The following is an 18,498-nucleotide window of genomic DNA, read 5'->3' on the forward strand; positions in this document are numbered from 1 at the left end:
GAATACAACCCATATTTCTGATCTTGAGATCGATGGTGATATTATCTATATGGCAACCTGGGGTGGACTTCTTGAATATGACTTCACAAAGGGGAGTTTTGAGGGTCCGATTAAAATGGAAGACGGCCTTACTGATAATGAACTGAGCTCAATCGAATTGCTAGCAGATGGAACTCTACTGATAGGTAGTAAAACTGCGGGTATTAATAGAATAGCAGATGGTGAATTTAAGATGCCACTTGGTGAAGAAAATGGATTGTCATCAGAAAAAGTATATGCTTTGGCATCATATAATGAGAAATATGTGGCGATCACAGATGATGGGATCAGTATATTCAGTGAATTACCAGTCTGGCCTCTGCCGGCAGTGGCTAATTATGATCAGAGTGATGGACTGAGTTCGGCTAATTACAATGCAATAGCAATAAACGATAACGGGATATTATATTGCGGTTCAGAGAATGGTATAGATTATGCAGATCTAAATGCAGAAGAGATTGTCTGGCAGCAATTAAATTCTTCAAATTCAGAACTGGGAGATAATTATATCACAAGTATTTCATGTAAGGATTCCCGAACAGCGATAGGGACAAAATCCGGTATCTATTACTTTGAGGATACACTTATTGGTGGTAGAGTAATGCAGAAATTTGGTGAAGATGTGGCGTATTACCCTGTATTTCTTGATCAGGAAGGCAATATCTGGGCAAGCAAGGGATATTGGGATGAGGATGAGCTTAAGGTGCTTGATAGTGATGAGGAAATGATAATCAAGTTTGGAATAGATGGCAGTGAAACTGTGTGGACGCAGGATGATCTGGGTACTCTTAACAGCATGGTAACCTCTATCAAAGAATTTCAGGGAGGAATAGTAATCTCGACCTGGGGAGACGGAATATTGATCTATAATGGAGATTACTGGAGCGATCCTATAACTCAGAACTGTATTGGAGCCAATTTCACTACTACCTTGAAAATGGATAACCAGGACAGATTATGGGTTGGGAATGGGATTTTGAGTCCTCCCGACACCAGAAGAGGAAATAGGGGATTATCTGTATGGGATGAATATGAATGGAGAAATTATTCTTCTGAGAATTCGGGACTTACCAGTAATAATATCAATTCCATCGTTCCTTTGGCTAACGATAAATTCTGGTTTACTTCTTATTCCAATCTGGATGAAGCTTTTTCGGGAATAAATATTTTGGATTACAATAATCCAGATGATCCAGAGTGGGATTTTTATTACTATTTTGACGAGGCTGGTCATTTACCGACTGGAAATATTGGTAATTCATTTCTGGGCAGGGATGGTTATATTTGGTTAAGCTTTTATAATGGTATTGAAGCACCTGATGGTGGTGTTGCACTTTATAATGAAAATGTTGAGCAGCAGCATTTTTTTATCGCTCCCGATGTGTTGTATGAAGGGGCCCCTAATATAATATATGCTTATCAGGGAGAGCATTACACCGTAATTGGTAGCTGGTTATCAGGATTTGAGTTATGGACAGGGGAAGGACTTCCAGAGACTGATGACATTGTGAACTGGGAGCAGCCAGCAAATCAGGATTTTACGAATGGCCACGTATATGATGCCATTGAAAGGCATGAAATGTTTGAAGATCAAATCTGGATAGCGTCTTCCAAGGCACTATATCGGTATGATGGTGAAGACTGGTTCCGGTATGGGAAAGAAAGCACTAAGTGTCAATATTTGTCAGGCAATGGGACATCCTCAAGCTGGCAACCGCAGACATTGATCATTGGAGTAAATGACTCTCCAGACTGGTGGTATTTTGAGGGTCAGGAGAGATTATATGGCGGAGTGAGTACTTATCCCACAGCATTACTTGTTGATCCCTTTAATAATTTATGGATTGGTACCGAAACCAATGGAATATGCCGGTATGACATAGATAATAACAAATTTAATACCTGGAACATGGATAATAGTCCCTTATTATCCAATAAGATAAATGATCTGGTTTATGATAAAAATACGGGAACAATGTATATTGCCACAGCGAGTGGGCTGAATTCTGTGATGATTGGTGTGAGTGATGAGGATAATCAGGAAAAGGAATTAAGTAAGATACTGGTATATCCCAATCCATTTTATCCGGAAAAGGATGCACTTGTGATGATAGAGAACAAGGATCATCTCACAATGCCCCTGGGTGGCACAACCTGCAATATCTATGATTTGGAAGGGTTACTCGTTAGAGAACTGGATTTGAATAATTTTCAGCAATTTGAGTGGGATGGGACTAATTCTGCGGGAAAAAAATGTTCATCAGGGGTATATTTTTATTTGATTAGCAGCAGTGATGGAGATGTTGAACGCGGGAAGATCATCCTGGTAAGGTAAATGAAAAGATTGCTGTTCTTTAGTGCATATAATGCCCCATTTGTGCAAAAGGATATTCAAATTCTGAGAAAGGAGTATTCTCTGGAATCAGCTTGTGGCAATAAATTGAAGAAATCAATCTGGAATTATCTATTGATCTTTTGGGGTTCAATGTGGCAGATCCAAAGGTCAGACCTAATTTATTGCTGGTTTGCTGATTATCGGGCAAGGACTGGGGTGTTCTGGTCAAAGTTTTTCAGAAAGAAGTGTGCAGTTGTTATTGGTGGTTATGAGGTAAAAGCTCTCTTATATGATAACGTTGAGCCAAAGGCGATATCTTCTCACTTTTACTTTATACTAAAAAATGCTGATCTGATAATTAATGTTTCTGATCATTACCAAAAAAGGTTATGTGAAATATTTCCTCAATTTACAGCTAAAATGGTTCGTATTTATAATGGGATTGAAATAAATCAGCAGGGAATGGAAATCTTAAAGAAAGAAAAACTAGTTCTTACTGTATGCTCAGGCAATACGGCAGCAAGGTATATGGAGAAAGGGATTGATCTTTTTATTAAGGCTGCTCAAAACTTACCTGCATATCAATTTGTGATCATAGGACCTGAAGGTAATTTGAAAGAGAAAATAGCTGAAAAAATTAATTCCGATAATCTGGTGATAATACCTCCTATGGCTGAAGAAAGCCTGAATGAATGGTATCAAAAGACTAAGGTATATTGTCAGTTTTCCAGGAACGAATCTTTTGGATTAGCAGTGGTGGAAGCGATGTCATGGCAATGTGTACCAGTGGTTAGCTCACTTCCCAGCATGGAAGAGAGGATAGGAGATACTGGTTTTGTGCTGGAAACACGAGATATTCAGGAAGCAGTTGATAAAATCGAGATGGCTATGAATGCTGTTATTGAGAAAGGCAAAGAAGCTGCTGATCGGGTGGAAGTGTTGTATGATATTAAGATTAGAGAGCAACAGTTAATAACAAAATTGAAGGATTTAATTGATGAGCATTAATAAATTATGCATTCTTGGTCAATCAGAGATGTGGGAAAATTTGCTGATTCAAATAGGAATACCTTATGATATTTTTAATGCTTCCGATCAAGTGTCCCGGAAAACCAAATATTCTGCTCTGATATTTGTTGATATTATTTCTGATGAAAAGTTGCAAATATTGCGTAAACGCTTTGGTAAAAAGGTTATATTCATTTTCACATCAGTCTGGGGAAGATTAAAAAAAAGGCTGAAATCAGAAGAAAAACTGATCTGGTCAGGAGAAGAATACAGGTTCGGATTTCAAATGGAGATTTATGAATCAGAGTTTGGAGTTGAGAGAACCAGATATTTCTTCCCGATCAAGCTTAATGATCTTACTGTGGGAGTAAGTCAAAGAAGGCAATTTTATTATTCCAGACAGGAGCTGCCATCCGAAAGAGTCAGCATGATCAATTATCGTGAAATCACCCGATTTGTAAAAAACTTTTTAGTGGATGCTTTTAAAAAATCCGGTAAAGAACTATTGGGATATGGCAGTTTACCTGATGAAAAACCGCTTTTCATATTCAGGATAGATACAGATTTTGCTGAGATAGGTGAAATCAAAGCTCTATATGAAATTTGCAGAAAATATGGGATATCAGCTACCTGGTTTGTTGATGTTCATGATAATGCAATTCTTGAGTATTATAAAGCGATGCAGGATCAAGAGATAAGTCTTCATTGTGATAAGCATTATGTATATCAGGATAAAGTAAATAGCCTTGAAAATATTCAAGTAGGATTGAATAAGTTATTAGATCATAAGATAAGTCCAGCGGGATTTGCTGCACCTTTTGGAGACTGGAATCAGGCATTGGAAGAAGTTTTATTTGAATCAGGATTTACTTACTCTTCTGAGTTCAGTTTTGCCTGGGATTCATTGCCTGTAATGCGAAAGCAGGGAAAGCAAAGGTTATTACAGATTCCCATTCATCCAATAAGCCCCGGCAGGTTAAGACGCTCACATTTTAGCCAGGAGGAGATGCTGGATTATTATCTCAAAGTGATTGATAACAATGTAAAAAGTAATATCCCGGCAATTATCTATCATCATCCTGCCCATGGAATGCTGAATTTGATCGAAGAGATATTTAAATATCTGAAAGCAAATAATATCAATAATCTAACTATGCACAGTTACGCTTCCTGGTGGTCAAAAAGATGTGAAGTACTGGAGCTGGACAGTGATGATGAATTATATGAATTTAGCCAACTGGAAAACGAATTTTATGAATATCCGGAAGATTTTGCCAGGATATATAAGAAGTCATGGCGCTGGTATTTATATGAATATGAAGCAAATAAGGGTAGAAGACATTTTAAGAAATATGGTTATCCTGCGAAAATATTAGCGAGGTAAAAGTGAGTATATATTTTTATAGTTATCCATCATTAAAGATCAATCCCGGGGGACCTACTTATAAAACTGCCATGCTTCATAAACATTTATCCCGATTGGGCATGGATGTGAAATTGTTCAATATGTGGGAAGATATCAAGTTTACTGAAAATGACTTGTTTTACATTTTTACCGCAAATATCTCCACCTATCCTCTAACGGTTAATCTCACGCAAAAAGGGATAAAATATATTGTCAACCCCATATTCTACAGCAATCACAATGCGGGGAAGATAAAACTATACCGTGATCTGGAGAAGCCATTCAGGAGCTTATTTAAAAGAAGTTTCAGTGATTATTATATAACTGAAACAATCTGCCGGGATGCGGAAAAGATATTACCAAACACAGAGGCAGAACGCGATTTACTGCATAATGCGTTTAATCTGAAAGCTGCCAAGTTCCAGGTGCTACATAATGGTGTGGAAAAAAGATTTGCTGATTCAGATCCTGCCTTATTTCAGGAAAAGTACGGATTAAAGGATTTCGTATTATATTCAGGGCATCTGGGCCCCGTAAGGAAAAATGGCCTGAATATCATTAAAGCGATGCAGAAGGTAGATGCTCCCTGCGTTATAATAGGTGACACTCTGGTAAATGATGAAGGCAAAAAATGCCTGGCAGAAATAGAGAAAAACTCTAACATCACTTATCTTGGCTGGATTGACCATAATGATCCAATACTGGAATCTGCCTATGCCGCCTGCCACAGTTATATACTTCCCACTCGCTACGAAACCCCTGGTAGAGCAGCACTGGAAGCTGGACTTGCCGGAGCAAATATCGTGATCACTCCCAAGGGTGGAACAAAGGAATATTTCGCTGAACATGCACTATATCCTGATCCTCTGGATGTAAATGCCATTGCCAAATCAATAGAGGAATCTTTAAACAAGAAAAAGGGTACTCAGCTCAAAGAAAGGATCCTTAAAAAATATATCTGGGAAGTTATTGCTGCCCAGACAAAAGAACTTATCGAAGGATTATAATGTCGATACTTTTGAGGATCAAGAAAATTGTACGCAGGTTGCAGAAGCATATAATCACTTATAAAAATCTTGCTGTACCTTTCAGGCAATATGTGCTTTCAATTATTAAATTTGAAGTAATCAGAAAAGTAAAATTAAAACTAAAATATAAAAAAACCGGATTGGTCTCAGTAAATATCGAGACAATATCCATGTGCAATCGAAGTTGTGAATTTTGCTTTAATCATCCCCGTTTTGAAAAAAGAACTCAGGGTGAAATGTCATCCGGGCTCTGGAAGAAAGTGATGAATGAATTGGCTGAGGTTAATTTTTGCGGCAGGATAGGTCCTCATTTTTATAATGAACCACTACTGGATAAACGCCTGCCTGATCTGATAGCCTACACCCGTAAAGTGATGCCGTATTGCTGGATACAGATAAATTCCAATGGTGATTACCTTAATGAGGAATTGTTGCTCAATCTATATGAAAAAGGAGTGAATTACTTTTTTATCACTAATTATGATAATGATGATAAAGCGATCCTTGATGATCTTACTGCTAAATACCCAGCCTTAATAGGAGTAGTTAAAAACATTGATATGTGGAGAACTGATCGCGGTGGGGAGATATTTAAAAAGGAAAAACATGAAAATATTCCCTGTCTGCGTCCCGCATCACAACTGGTCGTTAACTGGAAGGGTGAAGTCCTACTTTGCTGTATGGATTTTTATGCGCAGTATTCATTTGGAAATCTGAGCAATACAGAACTATTTTTTATCTGGAATAAAAAGGAATTTCAAGAGATACGCGAAAAGCTGAAAGTCTCACGCCAAAATGGTTATCCTATTTGTTTAAAGTGTGATGATCCTGGATTTATTCCCTGGTAATATGATGAAAATATTAGATATACCTATCATAAATCGTCTGATGAATTATTCCTGGGGTACTTTCCTCAATAAATTCCTGATATTCCTGCTTTTACCTGTGATCAGTCATGCCTTGAAACCGGAAGAATACGCAGTATATTCCATATTACTTCTTTTTGCCTCTATTGCTGGTCATTTCTTTCAAATGGGTTTGCATCAATCCTTGATGACATTATATCACCAGCAACCTGATAATAATGGCAAAAAGACCCTAATATCAACTACCTGGAGAGCTGTAGGCATAAACAGCCTGGTCTTGACCGTGATAATTCTGCTGCTAAGGCAGCCACTGGGAAGTTTACTTATCAACAGCTCTCAGAATTTCGGACTACTGGTAAGTTTAACTGCTCTCATGGTCTTTCTGGATGTTTTCTATAGTCTTACCCTGGTTTTATTAAATATCAGGCAGCAAGCAAGAGAATATTCTGTCTTGAATTTAACCCGGAATCTGGTGACCCTGGGCGGAGTATTATTACTTAGCGTTTGCAAATGCCTTAATATCAATACTTTTTTCTATATAATAGTGGCAGCAAGCTTCATTTCACTGCTTCATTCGTTATACTACTTCAAAGGCATCTGGCGGGATCTCTCGGACAATGTCTCTGAATACATTCATTTTTCATTCCCCTTATTTAAAACTATCCTCAGGTTTGGAATTTTCATGGTGCCAGCCACTTTTGCGGTTATATCGCTGCAGAGTGCTGATAGATACATGCTAAATCTTTTGTCTGCCAGAACTCTCTATGATGCCGGCATTTATGCAATTGCCTATAAGATCGGCATGATCATGTCATTATTCACTGTCATTTTTGATCTGCTGTTTTTCCCGTACATCATGCAGGAAAAGAACATAAAGATCGTAAAAGAAAAACTTAGGATGCTGTTTTCTTTTTACTCTTTTTCCGGTACTTTGATAGCAGTAGTGATAATTTTATTTTCTAGAGAGATCTTCCTGGTACTGGATAGTTCATATCAGGAAGGTGCAGCACTGGTATTTTTTGGTGTAATATCCATGTATCTCAGAGGGATGTCAAATATCCTGGTATTAGGCTTCTATATGCTGAAAAGGTCAGAGGTTATTGCTCTGGCTTCCGTACTGGCAGCGATCATTAATATATTTCTTAACTGGCTCTGGATACCACATTATGGCATTTCAGGTGCTGGATTCGCCTCGATAGTTGCCTACTTCTTTATTGTGACATTTAATTTCATCACAGTGGAAAGGGCATTCAAATCAAATTACAAAGCTGGCTGGATCGCGGTCTCACTACTGATCATTATGGCTGTGTCATATTTTAATTATACTCATAGCCAGGTTAGTATCAGCTTTTTTGCTTTAAAACTTGGCTTTAGCATTTTCCTTTGTTTTATGGGCTATCTATATATCAAAAGAAAAGGTTACCTGAAATATTTATTGAACAGAATAAGGCAGCAGATATGAAATATCAATTAGGGTCATTTATTTCGGAAATTATTGAAGCCAACCTTTCACAGGGATTAGAGCTTATTCCCAGGAGCTCAGTATTGATCATCGATCAGAATGTAGCAGGTTTATATCCTGCAATCAAAGATCATAATGCTCCCAGCTTGCTGATAGAAGCCGAAGAAACTAACAAAGATCTCAAAACCGCAGAGAAGATATTCTCCTGGCTGCAGGAAAAGAAAGCCAATAGAAGTACTACGATCGTTGCTGTGGGTGGGGGGATCACTACTGATCTGGCTGGCTGGGTTGCCAGTAATTATATGCGGGGTTGTCATCTGATCAATATACCCACAACTCTCATCGGTATGATAGATGCAGCTATTGGTGGTAAGACAGCCATAAATTTTCATCAAACCAAAAATTTGATCGGCAGTTTCTATCCGTCAAAAAAGGTGATTATCATCCCCGAAGTATTACAGAGTCTGCCAGAAAAGGAGATTCAAGCGGGACTTGCTGAATTGATCAAAATGGCGTTATTACCTGAAAGTAGGATACTAAAACTATTAATTGAGCTGAAATCTAACTGGCAATCGGAACTCCATACTTTGATCAAGATGGCAATCGAACAAAAAATGAATATCTGCAAAATTGACTTGCGAGACCAGTCAGAGAGAAGATTATTGAATCTGGGACACACCTTTGCACATGTGATCGAATCTGTATCAGATTATCAGGTAGAACACGGCAGAGCCGTAGCAATAGGGATTATAAAGGCTACTGGATTGAGCTATGAACAAAAACTGATAACAAAGAATAGACACGATTTTATCATTAATCTATTGCATTCATATTTTCCTGCCAACTATTTACAATTAGCCAAGTGGATTTTAAATGCCATACTCCAAAATGGCAGAGAGTTTTATGAAAATGATAAGAAATCAAAACTGATCCTGTTTTCAGGTGAGGATGGTGTTGCTGTTTGTGAAACGGTAGAATGGAATAAATTTAAAAATATATTAACTGAAATAAACTAGCAGGAGGAATTATGTCTAAACTCAAGAAGATCCAGGATGCGGATCTGAAAGGAAAAATTGTACTCATGAGAGTCGATCATAATGTTGTAAAAAAGGGAAAGATAATTGATCCTTATAGAATCGATGCCTCATTACCAACAATTAATTATATTATTGACCAGGGAGCTAAACTGGTTTTAATGTCCCATGTAGGGCGTCCCAAAAACAAGGCAACCGGAGAAATAGAAATATCTGAAAAAAGCTCAGTTATCCCTATCGTGGAATACTTGAAAGCAAAAGGTATCAGGATAAAAGCTCTTGATATGGCAACTCAAGGTAAATATGGGATAGAGTATTTAGATAGTGAAATAGTTGCAAATGCCTTCAAAAATGATAAACTTCAGGCTGTATATTTACCAAATACCCGCTGGTTCAAAGGTGAAGAAGCCAAAGATGAAAGCAGGGAAATACTGGGAAAAGAACTGGCAGATATTGCCGATATATTTGTAAATGATGCATTCGGCTCCTGGCAGCCCCATGCTTCCACGATAATTCCGGCAAAACTTATTCCTGCCTATGCCGGAATATTAATGCAAAAGGAAGTTCATCATCTGGATAGCGTTCTCAATCCGCAAAAACCGTTTGTTGCTGTTGTCGCCGGCTCAAAATTTGATACTAAGATACAGCCATTATCTGCTTTATTAAAAAGAGCTGACTACCTGATGTTGGGCGGAGTGATCTATAATGCCTATCTTTGCGTGAAATATGGAGTACAGATAGCTGGTGTGAGTGAGGAAGATCAGCTCGCTGCCCATGATTTTGTGGAATTAACCAGCAAGTATCCGGGAAAGATAATTGAGCCACGCTTTATAATCGAATCAGATAGCCTGGAAGGCAAATTTGAAGGTAAATATCGCACAATTGATATCAATAATCTCAAAGAAGGCAAAAAATTAAATTACATCCTTGATATTGATAAAGCTTCTTTCCAGCAGGATGATATCAAAACCATCTTTGCCAAGGCAGGCACATTCTTTGTGAATGCTGTGATGGGATTTACTCCTCACTTCACGGATGGCACGATTGCTTTGGACTTAGGGATTGATGCTAATCATCAAGCAGTAAAGCTTTTCGGTGGTGGGGATACCCTGCAGGAATTTAATACTTTATTGCCTGAAATCTACCAGCAGGCTCTTCAAGATGAACTTTATTATTTCTTCACAGGTGGTGGCACAATATTAAAAGCCATATCAGAAGGCTCTGCCTGGGGACTGGAACCGGTCAAAATTCTCAAAGCCTGAAAAACATCATTTCCTGCCCATAAAATATGTAATTATCAATTATCAGGAGGAAATCAGTAAATCCCCTGATAATTGCACTCGAAACGACACAACAAAAAAATGTGGTGTCGTTTCGAGTGCAAAATGAGTAATGGTGACTTATGATTGGTAATGATTTGAATTAAGGTTGAAACTAATTTGGATGAAAACCTGGGGAAAGGGGATGTAAATAGTTGATAATTTATTATTTAGCAAGTAATTAGTCATCAATTAAGCAGATCTGCTCCTACTACTAGGCAAATTTAAACGAGAAAAAAGTCAAAATACAGAAAAAAATAGTGTAACCAGATAAGCTGGTTGCGTTGAACAAAGTATAATGCGTTATTTATTTTACGGGGGTAATTTATGAGCGTTAATACAGAAATCCTGCTTGACAAATACAAGGTAGACAAAGAAAAGCCTTACTATTGTAGAATTTATATCCAAAGAATAAATTAAGGAGTTTTATTCATGATCAGATTGGAAAACTTAGTAAAAGATTATGGGACTGTCAGAGCAGTTGATCATATCAATTTTGAGATTCATGATGGTGAGATCCTGGGTTTCCTGGGACCTAATGGAGCCGGGAAATCTACCACATTGAAGATGATCACCTGTTATCTTTCACCCACCAAGGGGAACATTCACGTAGATGGAGATAACGTGATAGAGAATTCCCTGGAAATAAGAAAGCGGATAGGTTATCTTCCTGAGCAGAATCCGCTATACGCAGAAATGCTGGTATATGATTATCTCAAATTTGTAGCAGAAATCCGGCAGGTGAAGAATTTCAAAGCCCGATTAAAGGAAATCATTGAATTGTGTGGTCTTCATGGAGTAGTGCAGAAACCAATTCAGACTCTTTCCAAGGGTTACAAGCAGAGAGTGGGAATAGCCCAGGCGATAATTCATGATCCTGAAATTCTGATCCTTGATGAGCCCACCAGCGGCCTTGATCCTAATCAGATAGTTGAGATCAGAGAGCTGATCAAAGAACTTGGTAAAGCAAAAACATTGATCATATCCAGTCATATTCTTCAGGAAGTTCAAGCAGTGTGCGACAGAATTGTGATTATCCATGAAGGAAAAATAGTTGCTGATGGTTCATCAGATCAGCTTAAGGCAGATATGAATAAAAGAATGACAGTGAAGCTTCAATTAACTGCCAACTCAGAAGAGATAGAGGAAATGTTAAATTTACTGGGAAATATCAAACTGATAAAATTGAATCAAGGTAATGAGGTAACAGATGTTGTACTGGAATTTGACAGTATAGTTGATCGCAGACCTGATATCTTTAATTATATGAAAAAGAAGGACTGGGCTCTTTTTGAAATGCATCGTGATGATGTAAGTCTGGAAGCAGTATTCCGCAAACTGACTGTTGATGGGGGTAAATAATGAATTACACAAAATTATTATGCAAAAAAGAAACAGACTCATATTTCGGATCTCCGGCAGCCTATATTTTCCTGGTAGTATTTCTGATATTTTCCGGCTGGTTTTTTGCCAGTCCCTTATTTTTGGCAAACACCTCAGATATGAGATCAATATTTGATATGATACCGCTTCTTTTCATGTTTTTTGTTCCTGTGATAACCATGGGTTTGCTGGCAAAAGAGAGCAGTAATGGAACAATAGAATTGCTTACAACTTTCCCGCTGACAGATGAACAGATAGTGATGGGGAAATTTTGGTCAGCCCTTAAACTGATAGTAGTAGGATTATTATTCACCCTTATCCATTTTATCACGATCATTGCTTTGGGCACTAATATTGATTATGGTTCAATAATTTGCGGTTATCTGGGATTAGTATTGGTGGGAGGAGTATATGCAGCAATAGGTATGTTTGCATCCAGTCTTTCCAATAATCAGATTGTATCCTTTATTATCAGTTTTGCCATAATATTTGTGCTTTATATGCTGCAGTATTCACTATTCTTTATTCCGGCAGCTTTGGCAGGACTCTTTCAGTATATTTCAATCGGCTATCATTTTTCCAGTATTGCCCGTGGTGTGATTGATACCAGAAATATCATCTATTTCCTTGGATTGATAATAATATTCCTGCGATTGGCAATCACAGTCCTGGAATCAAGAAAGTGGAAATAGGAGAGAAAAATGAGCAATAAATCAAACTGGATAAATTTCATCATTCTCGTAGTAATAGTAATATTTGTGACCCTTTTATCTCAAAGCTTCTTTACACGTCTTGATTTTTCCAAAGGTAAAGTGTATTCAATATCCAAAGCATCCAAGCGATCAGTGGAGAATCTGGATGACAGAATGGTAGTGAAAGCATATTTTTCTAAATCATTACCTGGTGAATTTGCAGATGCACGCAGGTTTACCCAGGATCTTCTGGATGAATACCAGGCTTATTCAGGAGGTAAACTTAGATATGAGTTTGTGGATCCCAAGGACGAAGATGATCTAAAGGACGAAGCACAGAAGAATCAGATACAGCCAATGACAATTCGAGTGAACGAACAGGATCAGCTGGTTCTCAGAGAGATATATATGGGGCTGGCATTTCTTTATCAGGATAAAGTGGAAGCGATTCCATTTATTCAAAATACTCAGGGACTGGAATATGATATCACTAAGGCAGTGAAGAAAATATCCGCTCAGAAAATGAAGCAGGTAGCTTTTTTCAGCTCTGATAATGAAGCGATAGCAGTCGGCAGGGGAGAGCAGGTTACTCCTTATCAAACCGTAAGACAGATGATCAGCGAAAGCTATGAACTTTCAGATAATGACCTGACAGAGCCATTAACTGCAGATATATCAGCTCTCATCATAAGTGGAGTGGCTGACACCCTTACTGAGTATCAGTTGTATAACCTTGATCAATATATTATGCAGGGTGGCAAGGTAGTGATTTTCCAGGATCGTGTAACCGCAGATATCCAAAATGCTTCAGCCAGTGTATATGAATCAAATTTATTTGATCTTCTGGAAAGTTATGGAATAGTAGCGAAAAAGAACCTGGTAGCAGATGCTGATTGCGGTCAAATATCTGTTCGCAGGAACCAAGGTATATTCAGCTTCAATACACCAGTGAATTATCCCTTCTTCCCCCTGGTTACCAAAAGAAATACTGATAACATGATTGTTAAGAATATAGATGTAGCTCAGATGATATTTGTCTCTGAGATAGATACCTCCCGTGTGATCAATGATTTCACTCCTCTTTTTTACAGTACAGATCATTCAGGTCAAACTACTGGACCACGTTTTGACATCAGCTATAATAAATATATGCAGAAAGACCTGAAGTCAATGCTTAATGAAGGCAGGAAGACCATAGCCGGAATGTATTCTGGCAGTTTCCATAGTTATTTTGAAGGAAACTCAACATATCCTGATGTGATTCCATCAACGGAAAATGCCCAGGTTATCTTTGTACCCAGTGGCAATTTTATTCGTGAAGATTCAGGAGGAAGAGCCCAGGGTAATCAGGATTTCGCTCTGAATGCAGTTGATTATCTAGCTGGAGATAGTGGTTTGATTGAAATCAGATCACGCGAAACAGAATATCGTCCCCTCAAGCCAGTTTCAAATTCCACTCGACAGCTTGTGAAGTGGCTAAATATCCTGTTCCCATCAATTTTATTGATACTTTTTGGAATTTTCCGCTGGAGAAGGGAATCGAGTAGAAAAATCCGAATAGGAGATCTTTATGAATAAGAAAACAAGCTTATATATAATTATACTGATAATATTGGTGGGTATTTATCTGTTGACCAAGATAGATACAAACAAGGAAAAAAGGTTCAATTTCTTTACCGCTGATTCTAATTCAGTTGCTAGATTTGAGATAACAGCGCAGGAAGATACTTTGTATCTGGCAAAGGAAGCCGATGAATGGAGAATTGTAGAGCCAGTGGACTGGCGATTACAAGTTGGAAAAATAGACAAGCTTTATGATACAGTGTTAACTGCAGAAACATCATCAATTCCGGTTTCAGAAAATGAATCTTCTCTGGAAAAATATGAACTTACTGATTCCCTGGCTGTGCATTTTAAAACTATTGATGCTTCAGGGAAAGTACTTGATGATGTGCTGATCGGGAAGAGCAGTAATTACAATGTAACGCCAGTCAGAAAGATTGATTCCAATAAGGTATATCTTTTGGAAACAAATATTGCTTACTCGTTGAAGCCCACTTTAGATTCCTGGCGTCGGCGTGAGATCGTAGAGATTGATCCAGAGCAGATCACTAAGTTCATGGTAGTTTCCGATGGTGCAACTTTTACCCTCACCCAATCTGATTCGTTGTGGCAATATGAAGATGAAAAGGAAAGCTTTACTGTAAAAGATGATAATGCTGCTCTCACAGCTATGAAAAGTTCATTTAATCGATTTGCTGCTACAGGATTTGTAGATGGTGAATTTGATAAATATGCTAATGCACTTGCAATTCCAGTGCTTGAACTTGGGATTGAGATGTGGGACGGCAGTAACTATTATTTCCGTTATGCACCTTATGAAGAAAAGAAATACGTGGTGCAGCTCAATAATGATACTGATGCTCTTTATCTTCAATCAGAAGGCAGTATGACTAAATTCCAAAAAACAGCAGCGGACTTTAAATTGTAAAAGAGGATTATTTTAAAGGGGATGCTTAGGCGTCCCCTTTTTTTAATTCCTTAAATATTTTCTCTGCCAGATGAGATCCTATACCTTTGATCTCCATAAGCTCTTCCAGGCTGGCTTTTTTAACATTTTCTACAGACCCAAAATTCTTTAAAAGTAAAAAGCGGGTTTTACTTCCTATTCCAGGTATTTCATCTAATTCACTTTTTAAAGTGCGTTTTTGTCTGCGTTTACGATGAAAATTCACCGCTTGATTATGGCTGGCATCGCGGATTTGCACCAGCAATCTTAGTGCTGATGAGGAGCGGGGCAGAAAAACAGAATCTGGCTGGTCAGGCATAAATACTTCTTCTACTCTTTTTGCCAGGGAGATGATTTCAATATCTGTGATACCCAAATCTGATAGTATCTTTTCGGCAGAATGTAATTGTCCTTTACCTCCATCAATAACGATCAGGTCAGGCTTTGTGTCTGGTTCTACTTTATCGAAATATCTGCTTATTGTTTCCTGCATGGCAGCAAAATCATTTTGACCACTAAAACTTCGCATTATGAAATTACGATAATTCTTTTTCTTAGGTTTGCCATTTTCAAAATAAACAAGTGAAGCCACAACATCAGTTCCCTGGATGTTTGAGATGTCAATACAGACCATTTTTCGAGGAAGTTTTGTGAGTTTCAATTTATCCTTGAGGTCTTTAACCGGGAATATAGTTCTATTCTTGGAGCGCAGGTGCATCAATTTTTCTTCTTCCACACGATTAAAGGCATTTTCTGCTGCAATCTTTATCAGTTTCATGGTTTCACCACGCTGCGGTATCACAAGTTTATTCTGTAATATGCCATTAAGGTAATTATAATCATCAGGTTTGATCTGCAAGAGTATCCGCCAGGGCAATTTTTCCAGACGGCTTTCATAATACTGTGAAAGGAAAGCAGACAATATCTCGGATTCTGAACTTTTTTCTACATTCTTCATCTTATAGGTTTCTTTTGCAAGTAACTTACCTTCCACAATCTTAAGTAATGCCACTGCTGAGCGATTATCTTCCTTATAAAGCCCGATAACTTCTCTATCTTTCATGTCATCAAAGAATAATGTTCTTCTTCGATTCACTCTGCGAATGCCTTCTATCTTATCTCGGAATCTGCCAGCATCTTCAAATCTCATTTCATCAGAAGCTGTCTGCATTTCGAAAGCCAGAGAATTAATAACTTCTTCATTCTTTCCATCCAGAAACTTGAGAATATTATTAATTATTTTTTTATATTCTGCTTCAGAAATTTTGCCTATACAAGGTGCCGGACATTTTCCCATCTGATAATTAAGGCAGGCTTTTTTATACTTTATTTCATCAGCAGGTATGAACCGCTTGCAGGTTCGATGAGGAAACACCCATTCCAGGAGTCTTAAGGTTCTTCGCAGGGCTTTCACATCCGTGAAGGGACCAAAATAGTGTGAGCCATTCTTTGGCGTTTGCCTGGTTACGAAAATTCGAGGGAAGGGGTCACTGGTTACAGCAATAAAAGGATATTGTTTATCATCTTTAAGCGCTACATTATAGCGGGGGAGATGTTCTTTAATGAGATTATTTTCAAGTACCAGGGCTTCTTTTTCAGTATTGACGATTATGTAATCGAAATCTCTGATCCTATCCACAAGCTCTGCTGTTTTAGCATTTTTGACTGATTGATTAAAATAACTGCGGACTCTGTTTTTAAGGAGTTTAGCTTTACCCACATAGATGATCTTATCATCCTTGTCCTTCATCAGGTAGCAGCCGGGCTTTGCGGGAAGCAGCTCGAGCTTCTTCTTTAAGCTTTCCTGGTAGTCAGACATTATTTGATCCGTAATATCTTCCTGCCGCTAAATATCATAATCAGAGATAACATCAGCATCACTATCAATCTACCAGCAGTAACCCAGAAATTCACTGGCAAAATGATGCTTTTTAGTAAAACCATAACTATATATATCGCAGCGCTGAGAATGATGATCTTACATATTTCATTGGTGAGAACTGGAAATTTGATGTGAGGGTAATGCTTTTTAAGATAGTGCTTCAGTATCCTGTATTGCACATAAGCAGAGATCGAGGTAGCCAGTGCCAGCCCACCATGCTGGAGCCATTGCATCAGTATAATATTAAGAATTATATTTAAAGCCACAATGACCGCTGAGATTCTCACAGGGGTTTTAGTATTTTTCTGAGCATAAAATAGCGGAATGATCTGACGATTAAGTGAATAAAACACCAGACCAAGGGAATAAAATATCAATGCTGAGTGGGTAAGTTGGAGTGAATGTTGATCAAATGCACCTCGCATAAATATCACTCGGATAATATCATCTCCCAGGGCTATGATCACGGCTGTGATAGGGAGCATCAGGGAATATATTGTCACCATACTAAAACGAAAGCTTTTCTCAAGCTTTTGCCAGTTCTTTTCTGTACTATATCTGCTGAACATAGGCAGCACTGCCACTCCTGCTGATACTCCAATAATGCCTAAGGGTAATTGCATGAGTCTGTTACCATAATTCAAGGCAGCTATGCTGCCGGCAGGTAAAAATGATGCTATAATAAGGTCTGCTGCCAGGTTTATCTGGCGGATTGCCATCCCAATAACACCCGGTAGAAACAATTTGCCCGTAATTGCCAGGCTCTTATCTTTAAGATCAAGTCGAGGTTTGAATTTGTAACCCAGCTTCAGCAAGAGAGGAATATTGATCACTGTTTGCAAAATTCCACCAGCAACAACTCCAACACCTGCAGATATGATCTTTTCCTCAAGACTCGATTGAGGATTAAATAAATGGAATAAACCAATTGCTCCAACCATCCCAATATTCAGAAAAGCAGAAGATAATCCGGGGATAAAGAATTTATCATGTGAATTTAATATTGCTATCAAAGTAGAAGAAAAGCCGATCAGATAAAGATAAGGGAACATCAAACGTGTCAATTTCACGGTCAAGGCATATCGTTCAGCATCAAATCCGGGAGCAAGAAGCCGGACTATAAGAGGTGCCAGAAGCATTCCTGCCAGGCATAAAAACAACAGGAGAAGGCTAAGCAGAGAAATCACATTCATGGCAAATTTGATCTGTTGCTCTCTACCTTCTTTAATGCCTACTTCATTATAAACCGGCACAAATGCTGATGATAAGGCTCCTTCGCCAAACAACTTGCGAAGTAGATTTGGGATTTGAAAACCGACCTGAAAGGCATCAGCTACCCAGCTCGTACCAAATACGGCAGTCATTATTATATCACGCAGCAATCCAAATATGCGACTGATAAAAACCGCTATTCCCATCGAGCCAATATTTTTTGCCAGAATTTTATTACTCATTTCACCCCAATCAGCATTTAATCTCTTTGATTCCGTTTGAGTAGTAATATTTGTCAATAAATTAAAAAAATATCTGGCATCC

Annotated in this window: 14 protein-coding genes; 12 read left to right on the forward strand and 2 right to left on the reverse strand. The window is 38.1% G+C overall.

Translation table 11 applies throughout. From position 1 onward, the window contains the following. The 12 genes from RAO94_03460 to RAO94_03515 form a co-directional block, all read left to right on the forward strand. On the forward strand, positions 1 to 2,374 hold a 2,374-nt coding region (locus RAO94_03460), incomplete at its 5' end, for a hypothetical protein (GenBank protein MDP8321390.1). Continuing rightward, entirely contained in the window at positions 2,375 to 3,382 is a 1,008-nt protein-coding gene (locus RAO94_03465) for a glycosyltransferase family 4 protein (protein MDP8321391.1), read from the forward strand. Then, a complete protein-coding gene (locus tag RAO94_03470) occupies positions 3,372 to 4,766 on the forward strand; it encodes a hypothetical protein (protein MDP8321392.1) in 1,395 nt (464 codons plus the stop codon). Before RAO94_03465 ends, RAO94_03470 begins: the two co-directional genes overlap by 11 nt. A gap of 2 nt (positions 4,767 to 4,768) precedes the next feature. Further along, complete coding sequence (locus RAO94_03475) at positions 4,769 to 5,794, forward strand: glycosyltransferase (protein MDP8321393.1); 1,026 nt, start codon at positions 4,769 to 4,771, stop codon at positions 5,792 to 5,794. A gap of 38 nt (positions 5,795 to 5,832) precedes the next feature. Next, positions 5,833 to 6,663, forward strand: coding sequence for an SPASM domain-containing protein (locus RAO94_03480; protein ID MDP8321394.1), 831 nt, complete (start codon positions 5,833 to 5,835; stop codon positions 6,661 to 6,663). Between the two features lies 1 nt (position 6,664). Further along, positions 6,665 to 8,143, forward strand: coding sequence for an oligosaccharide flippase family protein (locus RAO94_03485; protein MDP8321395.1), 1,479 nt, complete (start codon positions 6,665 to 6,667; stop codon positions 8,141 to 8,143). Further along, positions 8,140 to 9,159, forward strand: coding sequence for a 3-dehydroquinate synthase family protein (locus RAO94_03490; GenBank protein MDP8321396.1), 1,020 nt, complete (start codon positions 8,140 to 8,142; stop codon positions 9,157 to 9,159). Before RAO94_03485 ends, RAO94_03490 begins: the two co-directional genes overlap by 4 nt. Positions 9,160 to 9,170: 11 nt before the next feature. Beyond that, on the forward strand, positions 9,171 to 10,439 hold the full coding sequence (locus RAO94_03495) for a phosphoglycerate kinase (protein MDP8321397.1): 1,269 nt from the start codon (positions 9,171 to 9,173) through the stop codon (positions 10,437 to 10,439). Between the two features lie 489 nt (positions 10,440 to 10,928). Beyond that, positions 10,929 to 11,858: an ATP-binding cassette domain-containing protein gene (locus RAO94_03500; GenBank protein ID MDP8321398.1), complete on the forward strand. Its 930-nt coding sequence runs from the start codon at positions 10,929 to 10,931 to the stop codon at positions 11,856 to 11,858. Then, on the forward strand, positions 11,858 to 12,571 hold the full coding sequence (locus tag RAO94_03505) for an ABC transporter permease subunit (GenBank protein MDP8321399.1): 714 nt from the start codon (positions 11,858 to 11,860) through the stop codon (positions 12,569 to 12,571). The genes RAO94_03500 and RAO94_03505 overlap by 1 nt, the downstream gene beginning before the upstream one ends. 9 nt (positions 12,572 to 12,580) lie before the next feature. Beyond that, on the forward strand, positions 12,581 to 14,149 hold the full coding sequence (locus RAO94_03510) for a Gldg family protein (GenBank protein MDP8321400.1): 1,569 nt from the start codon (positions 12,581 to 12,583) through the stop codon (positions 14,147 to 14,149). Next, positions 14,142 to 15,062: a DUF4340 domain-containing protein gene (locus RAO94_03515; GenBank protein MDP8321401.1), complete on the forward strand. Its 921-nt coding sequence runs from the start codon at positions 14,142 to 14,144 to the stop codon at positions 15,060 to 15,062. Before RAO94_03510 ends, RAO94_03515 begins: the two co-directional genes overlap by 8 nt. A 25-nt stretch (positions 15,063 to 15,087) precedes the next feature. On the opposite strand, the gene uvrC is transcribed toward RAO94_03515, so the two are convergent. Together uvrC and murJ are read right to left on the reverse strand one after the other, a co-directional pair. After that, positions 15,088 to 16,899 carry an excinuclease ABC subunit UvrC gene (uvrC, locus tag RAO94_03520; GenBank protein ID MDP8321402.1) on the reverse strand — a complete coding sequence of 604 codons (1,812 nt, stop codon included), beginning with the start codon at positions 16,897 to 16,899 and terminating at the stop codon, positions 15,088 to 15,090. Further along, the coding region (murJ, locus tag RAO94_03525) for a murein biosynthesis integral membrane protein MurJ (protein ID MDP8321403.1) at positions 16,899 to 18,498 on the reverse strand (1,600 nt) is incomplete at its 5' end. The genes murJ and uvrC, both read right to left, overlap by 1 nt.

The sequence above is a fragment of the Candidatus Stygibacter australis genome, from assembly GCA_030765845.1.
Classification (GTDB): domain Bacteria; phylum Cloacimonadota; class Cloacimonadia; order Cloacimonadales; family TCS61; genus Stygibacter; species Stygibacter australis.